General features: G+C 41.1%; 21 protein-coding genes. 7 read left to right on the top strand and 14 right to left on the bottom strand.

The window, feature by feature from the left end; all coding sequences use genetic code 11:
- Positions 1-5: 5 nt before the first annotated feature.
- Genes B4A24_RS12400 through B4A24_RS12380 form a run of 5 tightly spaced genes read right to left on the bottom strand, consistent with a single transcriptional unit; the run spans position 6 to position 5,040 of the window.
- The gene (locus tag B4A24_RS12400) at positions 6-1,289 is read right to left on the bottom strand and encodes an ABC transporter substrate-binding protein (protein WP_293945316.1); all 1,284 of its coding nucleotides are present in this window, start codon (positions 1,287-1,289) and stop codon (positions 6-8) included.
- A complete protein-coding gene (gene guaA / locus B4A24_RS12395; protein ID WP_293945314.1) occupies positions 1,246-2,796 on the bottom strand; it encodes a glutamine-hydrolyzing GMP synthase in 1,551 nt (516 codons plus the stop codon). Before guaA ends, B4A24_RS12400 begins: the two co-directional genes overlap by 44 nt.
- Before the next feature lie 42 nt (positions 2,797-2,838).
- The gene (pyrF, locus tag B4A24_RS12390) at positions 2,839-3,675 is read right to left on the bottom strand and encodes an orotidine-5'-phosphate decarboxylase (protein WP_293945312.1); all 837 of its coding nucleotides are present in this window, start codon (positions 3,673-3,675) and stop codon (positions 2,839-2,841) included.
- A gap of 19 nt (positions 3,676-3,694) precedes the next feature.
- Positions 3,695-4,288: a TlpA family protein disulfide reductase gene (locus B4A24_RS12385; protein ID WP_293945311.1), complete on the bottom strand. Its 594-nt coding sequence runs from the start codon at positions 4,286-4,288 to the stop codon at positions 3,695-3,697.
- 8 nt (positions 4,289-4,296) lie between these two features.
- A complete protein-coding gene (locus B4A24_RS12380; protein WP_293945309.1) occupies positions 4,297-5,040 on the bottom strand; it encodes an RluA family pseudouridine synthase in 744 nt (247 codons plus the stop codon).
- Positions 5,041-5,123: 83 nt separating this feature from the next.
- On the opposite strand from B4A24_RS12380, the gene panB reads away from it, so the two are divergent.
- The 6 genes from panB to B4A24_RS12350 all read left to right on the top strand — a co-directional run bounded on the left by panB (position 5,124) and on the right by B4A24_RS12350 (position 12,424).
- Positions 5,124-5,939: a 3-methyl-2-oxobutanoate hydroxymethyltransferase gene (gene panB / locus B4A24_RS12375; RefSeq protein ID WP_293945307.1), complete on the top strand. Its 816-nt coding sequence runs from the start codon at positions 5,124-5,126 to the stop codon at positions 5,937-5,939.
- A 9-nt stretch (positions 5,940-5,948) separates the two neighbouring features.
- A complete protein-coding gene (locus tag B4A24_RS12370) occupies positions 5,949-6,551 on the top strand; it encodes a hypothetical protein (protein ID WP_293945305.1) in 603 nt (200 codons plus the stop codon).
- A gap of 85 nt (positions 6,552-6,636) precedes the next feature.
- Positions 6,637-6,792 carry a 30S ribosomal protein THX gene (locus B4A24_RS12365; RefSeq protein WP_288811625.1) on the top strand — a complete coding sequence of 52 codons (156 nt, stop codon included), beginning with the start codon at positions 6,637-6,639 and terminating at the stop codon, positions 6,790-6,792.
- A gap of 171 nt (positions 6,793-6,963) precedes the next feature.
- Complete coding sequence (locus B4A24_RS12360) at positions 6,964-8,025, top strand: efflux RND transporter periplasmic adaptor subunit (RefSeq protein ID WP_293945303.1); 1,062 nt, start codon at positions 6,964-6,966, stop codon at positions 8,023-8,025.
- 6 nt (positions 8,026-8,031) lie between these two features.
- Positions 8,032-11,115, top strand: a complete 3,084-nt coding sequence (locus tag B4A24_RS12355) for an efflux RND transporter permease subunit (RefSeq protein ID WP_293945301.1) — start codon at positions 8,032-8,034, stop codon at positions 11,113-11,115.
- A gap of 7 nt (positions 11,116-11,122) precedes the next feature.
- Positions 11,123-12,424: a TolC family protein gene (locus B4A24_RS12350; protein ID WP_293945299.1), complete on the top strand. Its 1,302-nt coding sequence runs from the start codon at positions 11,123-11,125 to the stop codon at positions 12,422-12,424.
- A gap of 103 nt (positions 12,425-12,527) precedes the next feature.
- On the opposite strand, the gene B4A24_RS12345 is transcribed toward B4A24_RS12350, so the two are convergent.
- Positions 12,528-12,794 carry a hypothetical protein gene (locus B4A24_RS12345; RefSeq protein ID WP_172394354.1) on the bottom strand — a complete coding sequence of 89 codons (267 nt, stop codon included), beginning with the start codon at positions 12,792-12,794 and terminating at the stop codon, positions 12,528-12,530.
- 323 nt (positions 12,795-13,117) lie between these two features.
- Here B4A24_RS12345 and B4A24_RS12340 point away from each other — a divergent pair, with 323 nt between their 5' ends.
- Positions 13,118-13,843, top strand: a complete 726-nt coding sequence (locus B4A24_RS12340) for an acyl-[acyl-carrier-protein] thioesterase (RefSeq protein WP_293945296.1) — start codon at positions 13,118-13,120, stop codon at positions 13,841-13,843.
- A 28-nt stretch (positions 13,844-13,871) separates the two neighbouring features.
- Here the strand turns inward: B4A24_RS12340 and B4A24_RS12335 are convergent, their stop codons facing one another.
- The 8 genes from B4A24_RS12335 to B4A24_RS12300 form a co-directional block, all read right to left on the bottom strand.
- Positions 13,872-14,501 (bottom strand): gluconate 2-dehydrogenase subunit 3 family protein, encoded by a 630-nt coding sequence (locus B4A24_RS12335; RefSeq protein WP_172394356.1) that lies wholly within the window; start codon positions 14,499-14,501, stop codon positions 13,872-13,874.
- A 19-nt stretch (positions 14,502-14,520) separates the two neighbouring features.
- The gene (locus B4A24_RS12330) at positions 14,521-15,954 is read right to left on the bottom strand and encodes a Gfo/Idh/MocA family protein (RefSeq protein WP_293945293.1); all 1,434 of its coding nucleotides are present in this window, start codon (positions 15,952-15,954) and stop codon (positions 14,521-14,523) included.
- A 19-nt stretch (positions 15,955-15,973) separates the two neighbouring features.
- Positions 15,974-17,659: a GMC oxidoreductase gene (locus B4A24_RS12325; RefSeq protein ID WP_293945292.1), complete on the bottom strand. Its 1,686-nt coding sequence runs from the start codon at positions 17,657-17,659 to the stop codon at positions 15,974-15,976.
- A gap of 43 nt (positions 17,660-17,702) precedes the next feature.
- The gene (locus tag B4A24_RS12320; protein WP_172394947.1) at positions 17,703-18,947 is read right to left on the bottom strand and encodes a nucleoside permease; all 1,245 of its coding nucleotides are present in this window, start codon (positions 18,945-18,947) and stop codon (positions 17,703-17,705) included.
- A 95-nt stretch (positions 18,948-19,042) separates the two neighbouring features.
- Complete coding sequence (locus B4A24_RS12315; RefSeq protein WP_293945290.1) at positions 19,043-19,966, bottom strand: hydroxypyruvate isomerase family protein; 924 nt, start codon at positions 19,964-19,966, stop codon at positions 19,043-19,045.
- Positions 19,967-19,981: 15 nt separating this feature from the next.
- A complete protein-coding gene (locus tag B4A24_RS12310) occupies positions 19,982-20,965 on the bottom strand; it encodes an FAD:protein FMN transferase (RefSeq protein WP_293945289.1) in 984 nt (327 codons plus the stop codon).
- A gap of 52 nt (positions 20,966-21,017) precedes the next feature.
- Positions 21,018-22,331, bottom strand: a complete 1,314-nt coding sequence (locus tag B4A24_RS12305) for a Gfo/Idh/MocA family oxidoreductase (RefSeq protein ID WP_172394360.1) — start codon at positions 22,329-22,331, stop codon at positions 21,018-21,020.
- Positions 22,332-22,365: 34 nt separating this feature from the next.
- Positions 22,366-23,334: a formylglycine-generating enzyme family protein gene (locus B4A24_RS12300; protein ID WP_293945287.1), complete on the bottom strand. Its 969-nt coding sequence runs from the start codon at positions 23,332-23,334 to the stop codon at positions 22,366-22,368.
- Positions 23,335-23,473 lie beyond the last annotated feature (139 nt).

Here is a 23,473-nt window from a genome sequence, read left to right as displayed (position 1 = left end):
AAAGATTATTTTCTTTCAAATTTCTTATTGTGATAGACCATTATCCCCAAAGCTCTATTGGCATATCCCCACTTCGGATAAAACTCAAACCTGTAATCACTATTCAGCCCTGAGAATTTTTCTTGGGTGATATGGCTTACATAGTCAACACCATATTTATGCAATAAACGGCCAAAATAAACAGCCGCATCATAGCCCTTGTAAGAAAACTCCGAAGGATCTACCTTGTACAGCGATTTATAATTTGATATAAATTTTTTTGTGTCACTATCCGATTCATCGGCCAAGCTGGAAGAAGTAATGGTCAGGCTGTAAAAATCCATGTTTTCAAAATTCTCGAAAGTGAGTTTTGAAAGATTTGGATGCCCATATAATTTAAATTGGTTACCAGGATTCAAAAAACGATCATCCATAGCATCCAACAGCCCCTTTACGAGGTTTTTATTAGCCGTTCCGGATATAATGTGATTCGTCCCTGTCAAGACAAGACTATTGTTGAGCTCATTGATGCTCATAACCGTTTTTACTTTTGCCTGTGCATTTGCTTTTGCAACTTCATTGGAAAAATTAACTAAAAACTGTTTGCTCTCATCGTCACCAGCATCATAAATTAAAATCTGGTCACCATTATAATATTGTTCGGCCACGTACTTCGCCAATATTTCCGAGTGCGTGCGTATCGAGGGGGTCATCGACACGAGGTTGGGAACACTAAATTCCGAAGCCATAGTAGCCGCCAATGGGGACACCTGAAGAACATTTTTGTTGGCAAAGGTTTGCGCAAAACTTTTAATTTCGCGCGGATAAACAGGGCCGACAACAATAGCGGCGTCTTTCACTGTTGCCGATGTACCCAAAGACGCATTGTAGGCTACATTATCACGCGAGTCAATCACCTGCAGATCAAACAGCATTCCGTCTTTAGCGATCTTATCCAGACCTATCTGAAAACCTTGGTAAAAATCCAATGCCAGCGCAGAGCGCTCGACATCTTCGGTAGTCACTGTTTTAGCGATACTATTTAATTCAAATGGCAAAAGAAGTGCAATTTTATTATTTTTAACCGAATGGCCATTTACATTTTGCACATCGCCTACATTTACGACCGGCTTATCTTTCTCTCCGTTTGGTTTAGTGACAGCAGTTTGCTGTTCGCCCCGACTAGAAGAGGGCGAACGCAATACGGTGCTTTTCTTGGTCGTACAACTCGCTAGGCATAGTGCCACGAGAGCTGCAACCCATATTTTATTCCCACTCAATCGTAGCGGGTGGTTTTGAACTGATATCATATACAACTCTGTTTATTCCTTTCACATGGTTGATAATTTCATTTGAAATTTTTGCTAACAGGTCATATGGTAGATGTATCCAATCCGCAGTCATTCCATCAAGCGATCCTACAGCTCTTAAGCTGACGACATGCTCGTAAGTACGTTCGTCACCCATTACCCCTACCGAGCGTACAGGTAAAAAGATCGTGCCAGCTTGCCATACTTTATCATACCAACCGGATTCCTTTAAGTTACTGATAAAGATTGCATCGGCCTCCTGAACAATTCTTACTTTTTCGGCAGTAATATCACCCAAAATACGAATGGCCAAACCAGGACCTGGAAACGGATGTCTACCCAAAATTGCCTGATCTACCGCTAATGCCTTCCCGACTCTTCTGACTTCATCTTTAAACAAAGTCTTCAATGGTTCAACAACTTTTAACTTCATAAAATCAGGTAAGCCGCCGACATTATGATGCGATTTTATGGTTGCTGAAGGTCCTTTAACCGAAACTGATTCAATAATATCGGGATAGATCGTACCTTGTCCCAACCATTTCGCTTCGATTCCTTCCGGTAATTCTTTTTGGATTTCCTTCGCAGCTTCATCAAACACATCAATAAAGGAATTACCGATGATCTTACGCTTCTCCTCAGGTTCGGAAACTCCTGCCAAACGACCATAGAATAAGTCTTTCGCATTAATTCCCTTAATATTTAAACCCATATTTTTGTAAGAATCCAATACTTGTTCGTATTCGTCTTTACGAAGCAAGCCATGATCCACGAAAATACAGTGTAACTTCTGTCCGATCGCGTGGTGTAATAAAACTGCCGCAACAGTAGAATCCACACCACCAGATAAAGCCATGATCACATGGTCTTCACCCAGTTGTTCTTTCAAGGATGCTATTGTTGTCTCCACGAATGCATCTGGCGTCCAGTCTTGCGTACAACCACAGATACCGACAACAAAATTTTTCAACAAAATAGCACCATCCGTACTGTGTGTTACTTCGGGGTGGAACTGTATACCATAAGTACGCGTACCTTTTACCTGATAAGCCGCTACGCGTACTTTATCTGTACTGGCAATGATATCAAAATTTGCTGGGACCTCTTTAATCGTGTCGCCATGTGACATCCATACCTGAGATTGTACGGGTACACCTGCCAACAATTCATTTTCACTATTGACAAATTGCAGATTTGCACGACCATATTCACGGATTTCAGATGGCAATACATTTCCGCCCGATTTTTGAGCAATGTACTGCGCGCCATAGCACACACCTAAAAGTGGGAAGCGCTCCTGAATAGCAACAAAATCAATTTGAGGTGCATCTTCTTGTCGAACGGAAAAAGGACTTCCCGAGAATATAACACCTTTCACAGATTCGTCAAAATCTGGCAATTTATTAAACGGGTGTATCTCACAATACACATTTAGTTCTCTGACACGTCTTGCGATCAATTGCGTGTACTGAGACCCGAAGTCTAGAATGATAATTTTTTCTGGCATGCTGCAAAGGTAAGTATTACGAATGAATTATTAAATGTCAAATCAGGAAATAATACCTGCTTTTAATAGTTCAATTTCCATTTCTTTTTGCAGTTTCAAGGCTTCCTCACGCGCGCGTTCTGCAAAATCGCGTCCTTTTGAAGCGTATATAATTCCCCTGGTACTATTCACCAAGAGTCCACAATCTCTATTCATCCCATATTTGCAAACATCTTCTAACGAACCGCCCTGTGCACCTACCCCCGGAACCAATAGAAAATGTTCCGGTGCATGCTCACGAATCTTAATAAAGCCTTCTCCCCTTGTTGCGCCGACGACGTACATTAAATTGTCTATATTCCCCCAAGTATTTACTTTGTCAATAACCTGCTCAAATAATTGAAGTCCTTCCTTGTTTTCAAAATTCTGAAAGTCCAGGCTCCCTTCATTCGATGTTAATGCCAATACAATAGCCCATTTATCTTTGAAATCCAAAAACGGTGTGACCGAATCTTTCCCCATATAAGGAGCAATGGTAATACTGTCGAATCCTAAACCTGAATTTGACTCATCAAAAAATGCCATCGCATAACGGCCGGAAGTATTTCCGATATCGCCACGTTTGGCATCAGCAATACTAAAGCAATTCTTTGGCAATGCGGCCCAGGTTTTTTGAAGCGAATGCCATCCTTTTAATCCATAACATTCATAGAAGGCAATATTTGGTTTATAAGCGACACATAAATCAGCTGTAGCATCTATAATTGCTTTATTAAAACTATAGATCGGATCCTCATCATCCAAAAGGTGCTCAGGAATCTTAGTAAGGTCTGTGTCCAATCCGACACATAAAAACGAACGTTTCTCTTTGATTTGATGAATAAGTTCTGCTCTGGTCATGCTAATGTATAGATCGTAATTATTTATTGATTAAATCTTGAATAAAAGTTGCCACATCGGGTGTAGAATAGTCGGCCATGCCCTCATGTCGTGTTGCTAAGTTGCCGTCCTTATCCAAAATAACTGTACTTGGAATAGACTCTGAAAGCCATTCTTTCGGGATATCACTGTTCGGATAGCTGATGGGTAAAGTTAGCTTTTCATTTTTGACAAAAGCAGCTGCTTTTTCCTTATCACCTTCTATCTCCACAATTAGGAATACCACATTGGGATTGTCTTTGAATTTATCATAAAGCACATTGATGGAAGGCATTTCCGCGCGGCATGGCCCACACCAGGTTGCCCAAAAATTGATAAACACCACCTTGCCTTTTAAACTCGCTACCGGTACCGTTTCACCTAATTGATTCACAAACGAAACGGCCTTACCAACATTTTCTATCCCCGCACTGAGAGGCTCCGCAACCTGTTGTGGTACTTCCAATTTCGGTTTAAAAAAGCCGATTTTCATCAGCAGCTGATGAAAATAACTCCTGCTCGTCGGCCATATTAACAAACCAATGAGCAGCACAAATACAACATTGCCAATTATCTTTTTTGTTTTTGGATTCATAAATAAGATTAAGAATCAAATTTATCCAACAACTTCAGCAAAGTCGCAAAATCCTTCGGATAAGGTGCCTCAAACACCATCTGCTCGCCATTCAATTCAAACTCAACATGCTTGGCATGCAAGGCAAAACGTTTCATGATCGGTTGTTCTTCTTCATCCTTGGATAAAGTATAGCCTCTTTTCTTGATCTGCGAGAGATAAACAGGTTTTCCGCGGTACATGCTATCCCCCACGATCGCCGCATGCTGTGTAGCCAAGTGAATACGGATTTGGTGCATGCGCCCAGTGATCGGTTTACACGCTACTAATGTATAATTCTTATAATATTTAAGGGAATTAAAGATTGTTTCGGCAGGCTTGCCATTTGCACGGTCAATAGAAACATTTTTATTACCTACGTTTAAAATAGGTAAATCGACTACAAGATCCTGAAAGGTATGCGTCCCGCCAATGATGGCATGATAAATCTTATTGACCCTGCGCTTTTCAAATGCGATGGAAATCGAACGGTAAGTCTCCGGATTTTTCGCAATCAACAAAATACCTGAAGTCTCCTTATCCAAACGATGGCAGACTTGAGCGTCAGCATGATATTTCTTTGCCAAACGGAGAATGTTAATCTCTCCCCCCTCCCTTTCATCCAAAGAAGCAACAAAAGGTGGTTTATTTATAACAATCAAATTTTCATCCTCATGGATTATTAATTCTGAAAATTTGGGAAATTTAAATAGACGGGTTTCATTCTGTATCATTTTACAAAAATACAAAACACAAGGCAGAATATTGGCCAATGTATGATAAAAACCTTACTTTTGAACTTACAATATAAGTTAAGATGTCTGTAAACAAAGAAATAAAACGAGTAAGCACAGCGATGCTGCAAGCAATGAAAGAACGCCAAGAGAAGATTTCGATGCTGACCAGCTATGATTACTCCATGGCCAAAATGGTAGACAGTGCCGGTGTGGATGTTATTCTGATCGGAGATTCTGCAGCCAATGTATTTGCTGGCTACGAAACTACCCTACCCATCACGCTCGATAATATGATCTACCATGCAGCGGCCGTAGCTAGAGGGACCCAGCGCGCCATGGTTTTGGCAGATTTACCTTTTGGGAGCTACCAGGGCTCTGCAAACGAAGCTTACAATGCCGCTGTACGCATGATGAAAGAATCCGGCGCCCATGCCCTGAAATTGGAAGGCGGCCTTGAAATTATTGAAAATATCAAAAAGATTATTTCCGGCGGAATCCCAGTTTGTGGACATTTGGGTTTAACGCCACAGTCTATTAACAAATTTGGAAATTTTGGCGTCCGAGCCAAGGAAGAACAAGAAGCAGCCAAACTTATTGAAGATGCACTAGCCCTTCAAGAAGCAGGCTGTTTTGCCATCGTATTGGAAAAAATTCCAGCAGCTTTAGCCAAAACGGTAACCGAGAAATTGGCCATTCCAACAATCGGAATAGGTGCCGGTGCCGATTGCGATGGCCAGGTATTGGTCATTAATGACATGTTGGGTATGAATGCGGATTTTAAGCCCAAATTTATGCGACATTTTGCTAATCTTCACGAGCAGATTACAACAGCAGTGAGCAATTACGTTGCTGAAGTCAAAGCGGTACAGTATCCAAACACAGAAGAACAATATTAACAAAGCATTATGAGATTGTTGATCGTTGGACTAATTCTCCTAGCTGCTTATCTTCTGATCCGGAAAAAGTTTATTTTTTCCGGATCAGAAGATACAAATTCCAAAAATTTAAAATCGGGTTTTCAATTGATCGAAGCACCTGCAGCGCTCATTCAATCTACCCTTAAGAAGACAATCTCCAATGCCCTAATGGGCGTGGTTCTTATTCTCATCACGGTATTGCTCTTTGTCAAAATTAAGATTGTATTATTTTTGCTCCCAATGGCCTTTTTTTTAATTGGGTACCTCTTTCTTTTCAATAATCACTTCAGCAAGATCAAGAGCCAGCAGATCTGGTTTAACGCCAAAACAAATGAAGTTTTTGTGGAACAACTTAAAGCGGCTAACTATACCTTTAATATTTTCCAGGATGTCCAGGCCGTACAAAAGATCGAATCAATTCAGACGACAAGAGGTTTGTTATACGGCTACTATCGTATAAAACTAAAAGATCACATCTTAGAGATCCCTTATTTCGTTGCTGAAAATAGACCTGCCAATAATTTGTTTTTTGATACCATCAACCACAACTTTAAAATTGTGACACAGAAAAGAATTTTTCCAATTATTTAATACTAAGTAAATTGCAAATCCAAAAGGAAAATGGTATATTTAAACTTATCAATAATGTATTGTTAAAACCAAAATATTTTATACTATGGGAAAAGGTGATATCAAAACCAGAAGAGGAAAAATATCAAATGGTTCTTTTGGAAAAAGAAGACCACATTTATCGAAAGCTTCCATCAAACCAAAAGTAGATGATTCGACGCCAAAAGAAGTCGAAAAGAAAACAGTCAAAGCAAAAAAATAATAAACATAAAGCTAGAACAAGATTCTAGCTTTTTTTTATTGCCGGCATATTGCGCTATCAACGGATAGATGGTTGCTCTGTATTGTAAAATCCTTTTGACAACCGGTTTCATCATTAGAATAAACCTATCTTTATCCGTCAAATCAAAAACCACATAAGGACTATACCACAATGAATAAAAAAACGACCATCTACATCCTTCTAGCCTGTGCTGTTATCGGAGGTGGATATTTCCTCATAAATCCAAAAAAAGACAAGAAAGAAAGTGCTCAATCTGCTGTCAAAAAAGATGCGCCTGTCGCCGCCCAGGCGATTATTGCAAAGTCATCTGTAGCAGATCGGTCAATCAATTTATCTGGGAGTATCGATGCCGAAGAAAAAGTTGAAATCAGAAGCGAAGTCAGTGGTCGAATTACAAAAATTTACTTTTCTGAGGGGCAACGTATCCAAAAGGGACAGCCTTTGATCAAGATTGATGATATCGAACTTCAGGCACAACTAAAGCAGGCACAAACAACAAGTCAACTCAACGCCGAAAATGAGCGTCGGGCAAAACTGTTACTTCAGAAAGGGGCGATCAGTCAGGAAGAATTCGATATTGCAAGTGCCGCATTAAAAACTGCACAGGCACAGATCCAGTTGATCCAAGCACAGATTTCCAAAACAACGGTACGCGCACCATTCAGCGGCATGATCGGCTTAAGAAATATTTCAGTTGGAGCGATTGTTTCATCCAATACGCTGATTGCAAATTTGGTCAAAGACAATTCAGTCAAGATTACATTTGCTATTCCCGAAAAATACAGCAACGTGGTCAAGTTAAATACGCCAATAGAATTTAGTGTTGCCAATGATCCTACAGTCATCAAAGCAAACATTTACGCGATAGAGCCTGAAGTATCCCTAGATACCCGAACATTGACTGTCCGGGCACGGACAACGAACGAACAAGGTCGGCTCCGGGTAGGGTCCTTTGTCAATGTTATCCTTCCTATTGAAGTAGAAAATGATGCTATCGCCATCCCAACGGAGGCCATCGTTCCTGTTCAGGATGGAAAAAAAGTATTTATCCTTCAGAATGGACTGGCTAAAGAGACCAAAGTTGAAACTGGTGCCCGCACCGATAAGGAAATTGTGATCTTATCTGGGATAAGTGCAGGTGACACGGTATTGACAACTGGTGTTCTTGCATTAAAAGACGGAGTAAAGGTTAAAGTTTCACTAGCTAACTAACTGTACATGAATTTATCTGCCGTTTTTATCAAGCGCCCCGTTTTAACCATTGTAGTCAATATCACGATTATTCTGTTTGGCTACATTGGCTTTAGTTTTTTGGGTGTTCGTGAATACCCTTCCATTGATCCGGCTATCGTATCGGTACGGACCAACTACGCCGGCGCCAACCCCGACATCATCGAGTCCCAGATAACCGAGCCTCTGGAAAAGGCAATCAACTCTATCGATGGAATCCGCAACATATCCTCCTCGAGCAATCAGGGATCCAGCAATATTACAATTGAATTCGATTTAAAGAAAAATCTTGAAGAGGCCGCTAATGATGTTCGTGACAAAGTGTCTCAAGCCGTTAGAAGTTTGCCTCAAGATATTGATGCTCCTCCTGTTGTATCAAAAGCCGACGCTGACTCGGACCCTATCATTACACTTACCTTACAGAGTGAAACCAGGGATAAACTTTCATTGAGTGATTACGCTGAAAATGTCATTTCTGAAAGACTTCAGACCATTCCCGGTGTCAGTAGTACACAGATTTATGGTCAGAAACGTTATGCCATGCGGCTCTGGCTCAACCCCGACCGAATGGCCGCTTACGTCATTACAGCATCCGATATCCGCACTGCACTGAACAATCAAAACGTAGAGTTACCTTCCGGCAAAATTGTCGGCAATACCACCGAATTGACCGTAAAAACAGTAGGAAATCTTTCCACACCCGAACAGTTTAATAATATTGTCCTAAAAGCAGATAGTACTAGACTCGTCAAGTTTATCGACATTGGTCGGGCAGAAATTGACGCTGAAAACTTGGAGACAAAAATGGTCAGCAACGGTAAACAGCTGGTCGGTGTTGCCATTATCCCACAACCGGGAACAAATTATCTCGATATCGCGGATAACTTCTATAAGATGCTCGATCAGATGAAAGAAGATATCCCACAAGATATCAGCATCAATATCGCATCTGACAACACCAAATTCATCAAAAAATCGGTTATTGAAGTAGCTGAGACTTTACTGATCTCCATTATTTTGGTTACCCTGATTATCTATTTTTTCTTTCGCGATTGGGGGATAGCCTTACGTCCCTTATTGGATATCCCCGTTTCACTGATAGCGACTTTTTTCATCATGTACATTTTTGGCTTTTCGATCAATGTACTGACCTTGCTGGCGATTGTATTAGCGACAGGACTCGTGGTCGATGATGGAATTGTCGTTACCGAAAACATTTTCAAGAAAGTTGAAGAAGGCATGTCGCCTATTGAGGCAGCCTTAAAAGGCTCGAAGGAAATTTTCTTTGCAGTCATTTCTATTTCGGTTACGCTCGCTTCTGTATTTTTGCCAGTGATATTTCTTGAGGGATTTGTAGGTCGTCTCTTTCGGGAATTTGGCGTGGTAATCGCATCCGCTGTGCTTGTATCCGCCTTTGTCTCACTGACCCTGACCCCCATGTTAAACGCTTATCTAATTAAAGGCGGAGGTCATAAAAAGACCCGCTTTTACGAATGGACCGAACCCATGTTTGTGAAAATGAATAAGGGATATGCCAATAGCCTGGATAAGTTCATGAAGTTCAAATGGATCAGCTTCCCGATCTTATTGGTCTGTTTTGCCATCATCGGGATAATCTTCTCCTCAATCAAAAAAGAAACAGCCCCTTATGATGACCGAAGCAGTATTATGGTCAATGTCACCGGACCTGAGGGAGCCACCTATGAGTATATGGACCGTTATATGCAAGAACTGGACAAGCTCGTTTACGATTCCATTCCCGAAAATAAGATTAGTTTGAATATCACTTCTCCGGGTTTTGGCGCCAGTTCCGTCAATTCCGGACGGATTCGCATGACACTAGTCGATCCTGAAGAACGCACAAGATCACAGGACGATGTTGCAAAAGAACTGACAAAATGGACAAAAAAATACGATGGTGTACGTGTCAATGTATCGCAGACACCAACCATTTCGATGAACCGCAGAGGTGGCTTACCCGTGCAATACATTATTCAGGCGCAGAATTTTGAAAAGCTTCAGGAAAAGATTCCTGAATTTATGAATGAAGTGAACAATGATCCTACATTCTCTACTACAGACATTAACCTCAAATTTAATAAACCCGAACTTCATGTCGAAATCGATCGATTAAAAGCATTGAGCATGGGCGTGTCTGTACTCGATGTGTCTCAATCCCTCCAGTTACTGTTAAGTGGGCAACGTTTCGCTTATTTTATGCGCGACGGAAAGCAATACCAAGTGATCGGACAGGTCGAGAACGATAGACGGGCAACGCCAACAGATCTGACATCAATTTATGTACGTAATAATATTGGACAACTTATACAGTTAGACAATGTTGTCAATGTCAAAGAAGAAAGTAGCCCACCTCAGCTTTACCATAATAACCGGTATATGTCGGCTACGGTTTCCGCTGGACTGGCTCCCGGCATGAGTATGAGCGACGGTATAGCTGCAATGGACCGTATCAAAGAAAAGGTACTGGATCACAGCTTCACAACCGACCTTAGTGGCGAATCCCGTGATTTCGTAGAGAGTAGTTCCAATACCCTATTTGCATTTGGATTAGCCTTACTGCTGATCTACTTGATATTAGCCGCACAATTTGAAAGTTTCCTAGATCCTTTTATCATCATCCTTACCGTACCAATGGCCGTAGCTGGTGCACTGATAAGTTTATGGTTATTTGATCAGACCTGGAATATATTCAGCCAGATTGGAACCATTATGCTGATTGGACTCGTGACAAAAAACGGTATATTGATTGTCGAATTTGCCAACCAGATGCGAGAAGAAGGCATGGAAAAATTTGAGGCGATCATGCATTCTGCCGAATCACGTTTGCGACCTATTTTAATGACCAGCCTTGCCATCGCACTAGGTGCCTTACCAATCGCCATGTCTCTTGGAGCAGCCTCGACAAGCCGTATTGGTATGGGGGTTGTCATTGTGGGAGGTACTATATTTTCGTTAATATTGACCTTGTTCATTATTCCGGCAATCTACTACATGTGGTCAAGACCGAAGAAGCACAGACCCGAATTTGATAACATTAAAAGCTACGAATAGATCAGACATGAAGAGAAATATAATCATCGCACTGTTGCTTAGCTTCATCCTGTTTCAAGCCCGTGCACAACAAGTATTAACACTAGAGGAGGCCTTGACAACCACCTTGAGCAACAATTTCAACATCCTGTTGGCAAAAAATGACAGCAAAATAGACATCGAAAATACCAGCCTCGGTAGTGCAGGAATGCTTCCTGCAGTCACCGGCAATTTCAGCCGGAGCAATTCAATCCAGAATTCCCGGCAAGTAAGGGCCGATGGTCAAGTACAACAGATTTCCAATGCCAAAAACGACAACATGTCTTATGGTGTTAACCTCAACTGGACAGTATTTGATGGATTTGGCATGTTTGCCCGTCGCGATAGATTTAAAGAAATACAGCGTCAAGGTGAAGCCGAAATCAAATTTGAAGTGATCAGCCAATTGAGCGAAGTCATAGCAACTTATTACAATTTGGTACAGCAGAAACGTTTATTAAATGCTTTAGACACGACCATTGCCCTATCCCAATATCGCGTCACGCTAGCTGAAAACCGTCTGGAAATCGGAAAGGGATCCAAATTAGATTTACTGAACGCAAAAGTAGACCTGAATACAGATCAGACGAATTTGCTGCGACAACAAGAAAGCTTCCAAAATACGAAGACCTACTTGAATCAGCTAATGACCCGTGACCTGGGAATAGATTTTCAGGTAGAAGATGAGATGACGCTGGATACCGAACTTAAACTGGGCGACCTGATCCAGATAGCTGATCAACAGAATCCGCAAATTCAATTGGCACTTATTAACAGGCGGGTTGCTGAATTGAACCTAAAATCTGTAAAGGCCGAACGTTATCCCAAAATAGGACTGAATACAGGATATAATTGGAATGAATCTCACTCTTCATTGGGTTTCTCCACGGAGAACAAAAATAAAGGGCTCAACTATGGCGTCACTGCTTCGCTGAATATCTTTAATGGATTCCTACAAAATAGAAATGAACGAATTGCCAAATTTCAGATGCAAAGCACGGAAATACAGATTCAACAACAAAAGCAAAGTATACAGGCGCAAGTTCGGACACTATTTCAAACCTATATCACCAGTATAGAACTGGCAAACGTAGAGAAAAAGAACGAAGAGCTGGCCAAAGAAAACCTCAATATCACGATGGATAAGTTTCGTATCGGAACAATCACGACATTGGAAGTTAGGACAGCGCAATTAAATTACATCAACGCGATGACCCGCAGCTATACAGCTCAGTACAATGCTAAAGTTTCAGAAATACGCCTAAAAGAACTAACCGGCGAAACCTATTGAAAATGCTGAGTTATTTGCCTCAAAAGCGCAAACTGAGACCTTTCCTTTAGGATTAAATATACAAAGAAAAAAGGCTCCTGAATGTATTCAGGAGCCTTTCGTATTAATAGTCAATTGCAATAATAGACCGCAGTGGGATTAATACGCCACTTTTGATCTGAATATATCTATCAGTTAATGACCATACTGTGGTTTCGATACGCTTTGGTCCGGAATCTGTTTGAAAGGCTATTTCAGTTTTGGATTTAAATTCGTTTCCTAACCGAAGTGCCCCTTTCAATTTATCCATAAATGTCGCTGACTTATCTTCACTCGCAGGGATAAATTTAAATTGAGGAATTTCCTCTTTAGCTATTAGTTCTCCAACCATAATATTAGCATTTAATGTGTAAATTTAATGTTCGCGCTACATTAGATATAACGCGATAAAACCAATCTTATTTTATTATTTTATGCCATTGGCTTATTTAAATCTACCTAATCTGATGATAATAATCAATTAAATATTTGAAAACTATCATTTATTTTACAATAAAAAAACGATTGGCGGTTTTCGCTTTTTTGTTCTGTTAATGCCTGAAATTTGCCATACAATACAATATTATCCGAATATCTTAAAATTATGTCATTTCATTTTGATTTAAGGGATCAAATCAGTCATATTGCCTAATTTTATAAAAAACTAGACAACAGATGGAAAAATCAGTCTTTGAGAAAAACTGGGAAATTTATTTTACACAATGCTACTCCAATGGTCGTATCCGTTTCTCCGACTTATCAAATATCCTTCAACTTACTGCTGGCGAACATGCGACCAGCGTTGGTTTCGGTTTTAAAGACATGGCTAAGCACAATCAAACCTGGGTACTCAGCCGAATGCGTATTGAAATCAACAGACTGCCCAAATGGATGGACATCGTTCAGGTAAGAACATGGATACAGGAATTGGAAGGCGCGCGCTCTACACGTAATTTTGAAATTTTGGTGAATGGGCAAGTGTATGTCACAGCCACAAGCTATTGGGCAGTGATCAATACCGTAAAGAGGAGTTCTGAAAATTTGGCCATTTCAGCGGATGATTTTACAACTTACCCAGACCGGCCCGCGACACAGCGGCCATTCTCAAAATTGGATATTTCGCAGCCTGTCAAAAATATTGATCAATATAGCGTCAAGTTATCCGACCTTGATATTGTCAATCACGCCAATAATGTAAAATACCTGGACTGGTGTATGGATAGATTACCGATCGAACTGGTGTTGACCAATCAGATCAAATCCTTGGAGATGAATTACCTCAGAGAACTCCGCTACAATGACAGCGTGGACATCAATGGCGATTCAACTAACAATGGTTATTTTATGACTGTGACAAAACAAAAACGCGTTCATTTTGCGCTGGAAGTAGAGACTAAATAAAGAAGGGGGCTAAGCCCCCTTCTTTATGTTAAGCGAATGCTTTATCTCCTTTTTTGTACGGAAGGTTCCCATCATATTTTCCAGGGATTTTGACAAAACGCAATGCTTTTGTACAGCCTAATTCCGAATTAAAGAAACCTGTCAACGTCAATTGTTTAAACATCGTGAACCAGTGTGGTGGATCGTTTTCTACGTAATTATACAATTGATTTTGTTTTTCTTTGTTTTTCTCCAGAATATCCTTTTGGTCTTCGGCCTGTTTTTTATTAAACTCATTTGATTCTTTATCCAAAGCTGCTGCTACTGCTGTCCGATCCGCAGCTGAAAGCTCAAGGAAAGGTTTTCCCTTCACTTCCTTCGCTTTATCGTCCAAGCTGGCAAAACCCGTCATAAACGCTTTTTGCTGCTTCTCAGTGTAGCAATCGCGCACCATGACTGGGATAAAGCTCCCAACACCAGCTTCTTTTGCTCCAGGAGTTGCTGTTGCTGGTAAAATAGCTTCGGCTAAATCACCCAATAAATCTGTTGTTTTTGCTTCGAATAAGGCTTCCACATCCTTTGTAGCCGAACGCGTACAACCTTCCAAAAATAAATTGGCGCCGATAACGGTACCTCCTAAAATCAAGGCAACCCGTTGTAATGCTTCTCTTCTATTCATACTACTAAATATCTTAATTTTAGAAATTATACTTCATTTCCCAACCTTGTCTATAGTTCCGTTTGACGTATTGATTCACGTGATCAAAATTTGTCACACGCATATTGTTGTTATCCCATAACAATTTCAAATTACGTCCTGGATATTTTCCGTCCATACGTAAGTCAGCACCTCTGATCGCTAAATTAGCCATTAACAAAGCCTCAGTCAAAGGACCAGCGATTTCGAAAGGAGAACTCACCTCTTTCTTACCATAACCTGCTTGACAAGCTTCTACCCATTGTGCATAGTGACCGGCCTCTTGTCCTGGTACACGTGCATATTTCTGAGCGACCTGATCTTTTCTTGATGTTGGCAATAAACGTGCATTCTGACCGTACGTATCGGCCAAAATTTTACCTTTTGTACCTACCAATAAGATACCGTTGCCGCCGTCACCAAAGATTTCATTTGGACCCAATTCATCAGGACGTGCAGGTTGAATACCACCATCCATCCAATGTAATGTTACCGGGCCATTTGTACGCGGTGTTTTAGGGAAGGTCAATGTTGCGTGGCTTGACGGAGGACAGCTTTCAGGGAAATATCCACGTTTAAATTCATCCACATAGACAGATCCTACTGTTGCCTGCACATCTTGTACGTAAGTCAATCCTAATGTACTGAAAGGAACTTCCAATAAGTGGCAGCCCATATCACCCAATGCACCAGTACCATAATCCCACCAACCACGCCAGTTGAAGGGCACCAATTTATCCACATACTCTTTATATGGAGCAGTTCCCAACCAAAGATCCCAGTCCAGCTCTTTCGGAATCTCTGCTTTACCTGTTGGCCATGCAATACCAGAAGGCCATACCGGACGGTCAGTCCAACAGTATACCGTATGAACATCACCGATTAACCCAGCTTCATACCATTCACGTACAAAACGTGGCCCATCGTTGGATGCCCCCTGATTTCCCATTTGGGTCACCACTTTATATTTCTTCGCTGCATGCGTCAATGCTCTCGCTTCCCAAACATCATGTGTCAGTGGTTTCTGAACATAGACGTGCTTGCCCAGTTGCATTGCCGCCAATGCCTGGATCGCGTGTTGATGATCTGGTGTCGAAACAGAAACAGCTTCAATGCGTTTATGCTCTTTGTCCAACATCTCACGGTAATCTTTATAATATTTTGCTTTTGGGTAACGTTTCAACGCACCTGCAGCACGACGATCATCCACATCACACAAGAAAGCGAGATCCGCCTTACCTGAATCATGAAATGCGTTAATGTCGCTGAACCCTTTACCACCTACACCAATACCAGCCACTTGTAACTTATCACTAGGAGCGATGAAACCATTACCTCCTAATACATGACGAGGAACGATCATGAAAGCTGCGGCAGCGGTTGCCGCAGTCTTTAAGAAATCTCTTCTACTCGACTTATTTGAGTTATTTTCCATTGTTATCAATCTTTAGCTATTAGATATTACCTTTTTTCAATTCACTAACCGCAAAATCGACCGCACGTGCAGTAAGTGCCATATATGTAAGCGATGGGTTAACACAACCAGCAGAAGTCATACAGGCTCCGTCCGTAACAAATACATTCAAAGCATCCCATACTTGGTTATTGCCATTCAATACCGATGTTTTAGGATCACGTCCCATACGGGCTGTTCCCATCTCGTGGATACCTTGGCCAAATCCATATACATTATCGTAAGTATAAGTATCCTTTACGCCAATGCTCTCCAACATTTCCTTCATCTCATTTTGCATGTCACCACGCATTTTTAACTCATTATCTTTGATTTCAGCATCAAACGACAATACAGGTAAACCCCATTTATCTTTTTTGCTCTTATCCAGGGTAATTTTATTCTCATGGTAAGGCAAAGTTTCTCCGAATGCCGTAAAACCTACGCTCCAGTCGCCAGCTTCACAGATCGCATCTTTCCATGCGCCACCAACTTCCATCTCCGCAACCGCCCCAGACCAACGGCCCCGACTTGCTGCGCCCTGATAACCAAAGCCACGAACATAATCACGTTTTTTGGTATCTCCTTCAACGTTCACAAAACGTGGTACATAAAGACCTGTAGGACGACGTCCATAGACATAACTATCCAAATGGCCATCTATTCTACCCCCAGCTCCACAGCGGAAGTGATGATCCATTAGGTTATGACCGAGTTCTCCACTACTGCTACCCAATCCACCATCCCATACATCTGTAGCTGAGTTCATCAATACCCAAGTTGAATTTAAGGCAGATGCACATACAAAGATTACTTTAGCAAAAAATTCGTATGTTTTATTTGTTTCAGCATCAATAATTTCGACACCTTTTGCCTTTTTCGTATTTTTATCGTAAATAATCTTTGTGACAATAGAAAAGGGACGTAAGGTTAAGTTATTCGTCTTTCTTGCTGCCGGTAAAGTCGCCGATTGAGTACTGAAATAAGCACCAAAGTTACAACCCAACCAACATTGGTTTTGATATTGACAGTTGACACGGCCTTCGTGCGGAACAGTGATGTTCGCAGTACGCCCCATAATAAAGTGGCGCTGTCCGCCATATTGTTTTTTCAAACGTTCAGCAAGATCCTTCTCCACAATATTCATTGGCATTGCCGGCATATAGTCACCATCAGGAAGAGAAGCAATCCCATCTCTATTTCCAGAGATACCAGCAAATTTTTCAGCATAGCTATACCAAGGAGCAATATCTTTATAGCGGATCGGCCAATCTACACCGTGGCCATCTTTCAAGTTAGCCTCGAAATCCAGATCACCTAAACGATAAGATTGTCTACCCCACATTAATGATCTTCCACCTACATGATATCCGCGGAACCAGTCAAAACGCTTTACCTCTGTGTATGGGCTCTCTTTCTCATTTACCCAAAAATCCAAATTTTTCTCATTTAATGGATAATCTCTGCGCAATACAGGGTAGTCTTCGATCATCTGCTGCGTGCGACCACCCGCATGAGGCCATTCCCATGGATTTTTGTTTGGCGCAGTATAATCCTTAATGTGTTCGATATTACGACCACGCTCTAGCATAATTGTTTTCAGTCCTTTTTCTGTCAATTCTTTCGCAGCCCATCCACCACTTATCCCCGAACCGATCACAATTGCGTCATAAGTATTTGTTGCCATCTCTCTTCTAATTATTTGTTTTTTAAATAGTTATTTTTTTCGTTTAGTGTGTAGCATTGGTACTATCTATTTTCTCATCTTTGAATAGTGCTAGAAAGATAAAAAATACCACTGCTGCAATAATAGCAGGAACAACCCAGGTATGATTCCAAAATCCTGCTAAATCAGTTGTTTTTAATTCTTTATATTTATCACCTACATAACTTGCTACCCAAAAGCCAATCAACTGACCAACACCGTATGTTGCCAATGTAATCAAGCCCTGCGCTGCAGATTTGTATTTAATGCCAGCTTTACTATCTGTATAAATTTGTCCCGAAACAAAGAAAAAATCATAACAGATACCGTGTAAGGCGATACCAACAAGTAACATGAATGAAAGTTCACCCGCGTTGCCATAGGCAAATAGCAGATAACGGATCACCCAAGCCAACATCCCTACAAGGATGGTTTTCTTAAAGCCAAATTTGGTAAAGAAAATCGGAAGCGCCAATAAGAACAATACTTCTGATGCTTGACCAATAGTCATCTTACCGGTTGGGTTTTCTAATCCGATTTCGGTAAGAAATAAGTTCGCGTTTGAATAGTAGAATGCTAAAGGAATACAGATTAAAACGGAGGATACAAAAAAGATCAAAAAATTCTTGTCTTTCAACAATTTGATGGCATCCAAACCAATAATTGATGCAAATGATGGTTTTTCACCTTCATCGAGTTTGACTGGAGGTGTTTTTGGTAAAGCAAAGGAAAATACCCCTAATACCAAAGAAGCAACGCCTGACATCAAGAATGTATTTTTCAAGGCACCATCAGATGCGGCAGCATCCCATTTAAAGATATAGCTAATTGCCAAGCCCGCTACGATCCATCCAATTGTTCCCCAAATGCGTATGCCTGAAAATTGCTTTTCCGGATTAGTCAATTGGCGAAATGAAACTGAGCTTGCTAACGCTAATGTTGGCATATATAAAACCATATAAGCCAATACATACGGATAAAAAGTAGACATGTCGGCCGCCCCGTACATCTGATACATTAATACGGCACCGACTAAGTGCAAAACACCCAAAATACGCTCTGCATTAAAATAACGGTCGGCAATCATTCCTACGATAAAAGGAGCGATGATCGCGCCCAATGATTGCGTCGAAAATACATTGGCCATTTCAAAATCCGTTGCATGCAGATTCTTACTCAAAAAGGTGCCTAATGTGACAAACCATCCCCCCCAAATAAAAAATTCAAGGAACATCATGAAGGATAGTTTAAATTTTATTGTTGATGAAATCATAAAAAAAATGGTGTTTTACAATACTACTAATTGGTTTTACCTGCTCAATTTAAGAAATTAAATCTAATTGTCAATAGTACACTATTAAAATATTACAAAAAGCTATCTACCTCACGGTAGGCAGTCACCAGTCTATCTTCTCCCTCCTTGCCAGGCTTAGAATTCCCATGTTCCATGCCCATTATACCTTTATATCCCTTACTATGAATGAGTTTGAAAACATTTTTGTAATTGATTTCACCAGTAGTAGGCTCTTTACGTCCCGGATTATCACCAATTTGAATGTAGGCAATTTCTTCCCAACAGCGGTTCATGTTTGCGATCAAATCCCCTTCCGTACGTTGCATATGGTAGATATCATACAAAATCTTACAAGAAGGACTGTTTACGGCTTTACATAGCGCATAAGTTTCATGCGTTTGCTGTAAAAATAAATCCGGTGTATCACTTAACGTTTCGAGAACCATCACCAAACCATGTGGTTCAAAGATCTCTGCTCCTTTACGCATCGCTGTAAGGATATTACCGAATTGATTCCCCCAGGGGAGTCTCCGCTCATAGAACCCGGGAACGACCGTAAGCCATTTCGCATTACAGCGTTTGGCAGCCTCGACGGACTTATGACAAGTTTCTATAAATTTATCCAAAAATTCCTGTTTACCTGTCGCCAGGGAAGGCATCCAATTTTGACCACCATCAACCACAAATACCCCCATTGTCATTCCCAATTTGGCCAATAGATCACCTATCTTCTTTTGCTCATCCAATGTACGGCCGAGGTAGCCATTGTCTTCAATTCCGCGAAATCCTAGATCATACATGTAGCGGATTTCGTCTAGAAAGTTGTCCCCAGCGTGATTCTTGAACATTCCTTGATGTGGTGCGTAATTTAAATTAAATGTCTTTCCTTTATCCATCATATTGGTTGCATTTTGATGTGTTGAAGCAAATGTATGACCGGATAATCCGGCCCCAGCAGCCAAAAGGCCGCTTTTGATAAAATCTGATCTCTTCATTTTGTTTATAGTTGATTAATTTTTGAATAATTTACCAAATCCATCCGAATAAATCGTCTGAATCGTCTGCTTTTTATCATGATAAATGACAAAAACTTCTATGCCTTTCAACGTCTTGGCTTTAGCAATAATTTCAGCGGGCTCCATTCCCATAAAGTAGTTATCCAAGGCGTCTGCATCCATGGCGGTTTTGGCATATACCGAGACGCTTAAAACACACGTTGTATAGGGAAATCCTGTCATCGGGTTTATATGATGGCCCATCTTTTTATTCTTATATTGAATAAACTTTTCAAAACTACCAGCTGTGGTTAAAGCTCCGGATCGGAGTTGGACAATGGCCGTTATAATCTCCCCCTGTTTATTTTCATCGGGATGTAAAATACCAATTGAAAAGCCCTGTTGCTCAGGTGGCGCTCCCGATGCCCTGATTTCGCCTCCCACTTCCACCATATAACTCGACAGCCCTTTATGTTTTAGGTAGTCAGCCAGCACATCTACTGTATAGCCCTGTGCAATACCATTCACATCAATCTTAACACCCGGTTTTTTCTTTATTAGCCGACTGCCCTTCACGTTGAGATAGTGCATACCAACAAATTTCTTTGCCTGATAGACCGTTGCCGAATCTGGTACAACTTCGCTTCTTTTCACACCAAAGCCCCAAAGGTTGACCAGTGGGGCAATGGTAATATCGAATTGGCCGCTGGATAGCTTGTTGTATCGGAATGAGGCAGCGATGACATGAGCCATATGTTTATCCATTTCGATATGTGTCGCAGTATCCTGGTTGAACAGGGATATCTTCGAACCCTTATGGTAGACCGACATCGATAGATCAATAACTTTTAAGATACTATCTATTTCCTGACGCTTGACAACGCTATCCGATGCGAAATAAGTAACGTGAAACTGTGTGCCTTGTGCAGGGCCCTCCATGCGAATCTTGCGCAATTCTTTTGAAACCGTTTGCGCCTGTATAACAAGCGAGCATAGCATAAAAAAGAATATATAGCAAATTTTACTGTTTAGCCCCATCACCGCACAGCTATTAAATATAAAGGTTTGTATTTTGACCAGGATTAGCTACGGCATAAAAACCTTCGGTATCAGGCAATAACTTCGGTTTAGCATCCCATGCGAGTACATCTGGTCCTAACTTGATGCTGGATTTCAATGCTTCATCCCATTTGATAACCTTACCTGTATAACAAGCAATACGACCAATAATACCGGTTAGCGTACTGTATGCGCCATACTCTGCATTCTCAAACTTATACTCACCTTTAGAAATCGCCTCGAAAAGTTCTTTGTGCTCCTGTTGGTAAGGGTTAGGATTACCTTTCGCATCATGACGATAGATTTCTTTACCTTTCCAATCATACAATACAGCTTGTCCACCGGCTGAGAGGTATACACGGCCTTTTGTCGCCTGAAACTGCTCGTCGACACGATTTTGTATTCCTTCAAAATGTCTACATTGGCTATATACCACACTGTTGTCCGCATAGGTCAATTCCAACGCAAAATTATCATAGATCTCACCATACTCTTTACCGGTACGATGCGCCCGGCTTCCAGTCCCTTGGATAGACACCGGATAAGATCCTTTCACCCAGTTGGCAATATCAATATTGTGTACATGTTGCTCAACGATATGGTCTCCGCACAGCCAGTTAAAGTAGTACCAATTCCGCATCTGATACTCCATTTCTGTTTGCTCAGGCTTACGTGGGCGTACCCATACCCCACCCGAGTTCCAATAAACCTGTCCCGAAGTAATATCACCGATTGCACCATCGTGAATACGTTTGATCGCTTCGCGGTAATTTGTCTGATAGCGACGTTGTAACCCAACGACAACATTCAGCTTTTTACGTTTAGCTTCGGCTGCCGCACGTATGACCTGTTGTACCCCCGGAATATCGACCGCAACAGGTTTCTCCATAAAAACATGTTTTCCTTGACGGATAGCTTCTTCAAAATGTGCTGGCCTAAATCCAGGAGGCGTGGCCAAAATAACAACATCAGCCAATTTTATAGCCTCTTTATAAGCATCAAATCCGACAAATTTATGATTATCGCTGACATCAATTTTATCTTGCCATTTTTCCTTAAGCGTATTATATGTGCTGTCTAAATTATCTTTAAACGCATCAGCCAAAGCAACAACTTTGATATTTGCACCCGAACTTAGCGCATCGAAGGTAGCCCCCGTACCTCTACCCCCACAACCTACTAAGGCTATTTTGATAACATCAGAGCCAGCGGCGTAAGCCCCGGATAAAGGCAGTGAGCTCAACATGGCACCGCCTGCAACCACGGCAGAAGTTTTAATAAAATCTCTTCTTTCTAGATTTTCCATAATAGTTTTATATTGATATTGATTATTTTATTTTTTAAAAATCTTTTATTGGTTTTTTATCATAATAAGCCATAATTTCCTCTTGGCTAGGTGGGTTGACCGGTCTAACTAAACGCAGACCGACAAATGGTGCTTCTGGAAACCACCAATTGCTTTTTGGAACTTGTGGATCTAATTGTTTCCATATTGGATCCGAAGCAGCACGGGCAGCCGAACGAAGGTCCGCAGCTGCACTGTCGAAAGCACCACCGCGAACGACATGTGGATACAAAGTCGTTGGAACAACAACCGGATTTATCAACACTTTATCCTTGCCTTGGGCATAACTATCTGCCTTATATTGATCATAGGTCCATTCGCCGACATTACCATAAATATCGTAAAGACCCCAAGGATTTGGCTTTTTCTCTCCTACAGCATGTGTTTTTTGCTCGGCATTGTCTTTAAACCATGCATATTCAGTGAGCTGAGCATCATTGTCACCAAAGAAATAAGCAGTACTAGCTCCAGCGCGAGCAGCATATTCCCATTCCGCCTCTGTAGGAAGACGATAGAATACGCCTGTGCGTACATATAGCCACTTACAAAATTGAATCGCGTTATAATGAGTCATAGCAAGTGCTGGATGCCCCTCTTTACCAAAACCAAATGTCATATCAAGATAGGGTTTTGTAGGTCGGGTTACCGCATCTATTTCTGGGGCAACTTTACCATCCTTACTTTTCGCGATTTCATAATCTTTGTACAAAAAGGGTTCAAACAAATCCCAGGTTACTTCGTACTGCCCCATCCAAAATGGGTCGAGCTTAACTTCATGTACCGGTTTTTCATCTTCTTTTCCGCCAGAAACGGATCCCATTTTAAAACTTCCGCCGGGGATAGCCACCATTTTAAACGAAAGATTGGTCCCCGCAATGGCCTGCTCATAAGGATCAAATTTCGTCTGAGCAAAGGTATGTGCTCCAGCTAACAGCAAAACAGGAATTAAGAATCTTTTTAACATATTTAGGTTTCTATTTAAGGACTAAAATATAAAATAAGGTGTACACTTTACACTTTGATAGTATAACTTTTTTATTACAGTTTAATCCGTAGCAAAAGAATCAATCATAATAACGGTTTAGCAAATCGAACTTGCCCTC

Origin of the sequence: Sphingobacterium sp. UBA7249, assembly GCF_002472835.1 — a bacterium.
In the GTDB taxonomy this organism is placed as follows: Bacteria; Bacteroidota; Bacteroidia; order Sphingobacteriales; family Sphingobacteriaceae; genus Sphingobacterium; species Sphingobacterium prati.
Note: the sequence above shows the minus strand (reverse complement) of the source record. Positions and strands in the feature narration are given on the sequence as shown.

Bases quoted from the DNA above. Each gene is read 5' to 3' on its own strand.
- panB (WP_293945307.1), top strand. From the start codon at position 5,124: ATGTCTGTAAACAAAGAAATAAAACGAGTAAGCACAGCGATGCTGCAA.
- B4A24_RS12345 (WP_172394354.1), bottom strand. From the start codon at position 12,794: ATGGTTGGAGAACTAATAGCTAAAGAGGAAATTCCTCAATTTAAATTT.
- guaA (WP_293945314.1), bottom strand. From the start codon at position 2,796: ATGCCAGAAAAAATTATCATTCTAGACTTCGGGTCTCAGTACACGCAA.
- B4A24_RS12340 (WP_293945296.1), top strand. From the start codon at position 13,118: ATGGAAAAATCAGTCTTTGAGAAAAACTGGGAAATTTATTTTACACAA.
- B4A24_RS12350 (WP_293945299.1), top strand. From the start codon at position 11,123: ATGAAGAGAAATATAATCATCGCACTGTTGCTTAGCTTCATCCTGTTT.
- B4A24_RS12330 (WP_293945293.1), bottom strand. From the start codon at position 15,954: ATGGAAAATAACTCAAATAAGTCGAGTAGAAGAGATTTCTTAAAGACT.
- B4A24_RS12325 (WP_293945292.1), bottom strand. From the start codon at position 17,659: ATGGCAACAAATACTTATGACGCAATTGTGATCGGTTCGGGGATAAGT.
- B4A24_RS12360 (WP_293945303.1), top strand. From the start codon at position 6,964: ATGAATAAAAAAACGACCATCTACATCCTTCTAGCCTGTGCTGTTATC.
- B4A24_RS12315 (WP_293945290.1), bottom strand. From the start codon at position 19,966: ATGAAGAGATCAGATTTTATCAAAAGCGGCCTTTTGGCTGCTGGGGCC.
- B4A24_RS12305 (WP_172394360.1), bottom strand. From the start codon at position 22,331: ATGGAAAATCTAGAAAGAAGAGATTTTATTAAAACTTCTGCCGTGGTT.
- B4A24_RS12335 (WP_172394356.1), bottom strand. From the start codon at position 14,501: ATGAATAGAAGAGAAGCATTACAACGGGTTGCCTTGATTTTAGGAGGT.
- B4A24_RS12355 (WP_293945301.1), top strand. From the start codon at position 8,032: ATGAATTTATCTGCCGTTTTTATCAAGCGCCCCGTTTTAACCATTGTA.
- B4A24_RS12400 (WP_293945316.1), bottom strand. From the start codon at position 1,289: ATGATATCAGTTCAAAACCACCCGCTACGATTGAGTGGGAATAAAATA.
- B4A24_RS12380 (WP_293945309.1), bottom strand. From the start codon at position 5,040: ATGATACAGAATGAAACCCGTCTATTTAAATTTCCCAAATTTTCAGAA.
- B4A24_RS12385 (WP_293945311.1), bottom strand. From the start codon at position 4,288: ATGAATCCAAAAACAAAAAAGATAATTGGCAATGTTGTATTTGTGCTG.
- pyrF (WP_293945312.1), bottom strand. From the start codon at position 3,675: ATGACCAGAGCAGAACTTATTCATCAAATCAAAGAGAAACGTTCGTTT.
- B4A24_RS12310 (WP_293945289.1), bottom strand. From the start codon at position 20,965: ATGCTATGCTCGCTTGTTATACAGGCGCAAACGGTTTCAAAAGAATTG.
- B4A24_RS12365 (WP_288811625.1), top strand. From the start codon at position 6,637: ATGGGAAAAGGTGATATCAAAACCAGAAGAGGAAAAATATCAAATGGT.
- B4A24_RS12300 (WP_293945287.1), bottom strand. From the start codon at position 23,334: ATGTTAAAAAGATTCTTAATTCCTGTTTTGCTGTTAGCTGGAGCACAT.
- B4A24_RS12370 (WP_293945305.1), top strand. From the start codon at position 5,949: ATGAGATTGTTGATCGTTGGACTAATTCTCCTAGCTGCTTATCTTCTG.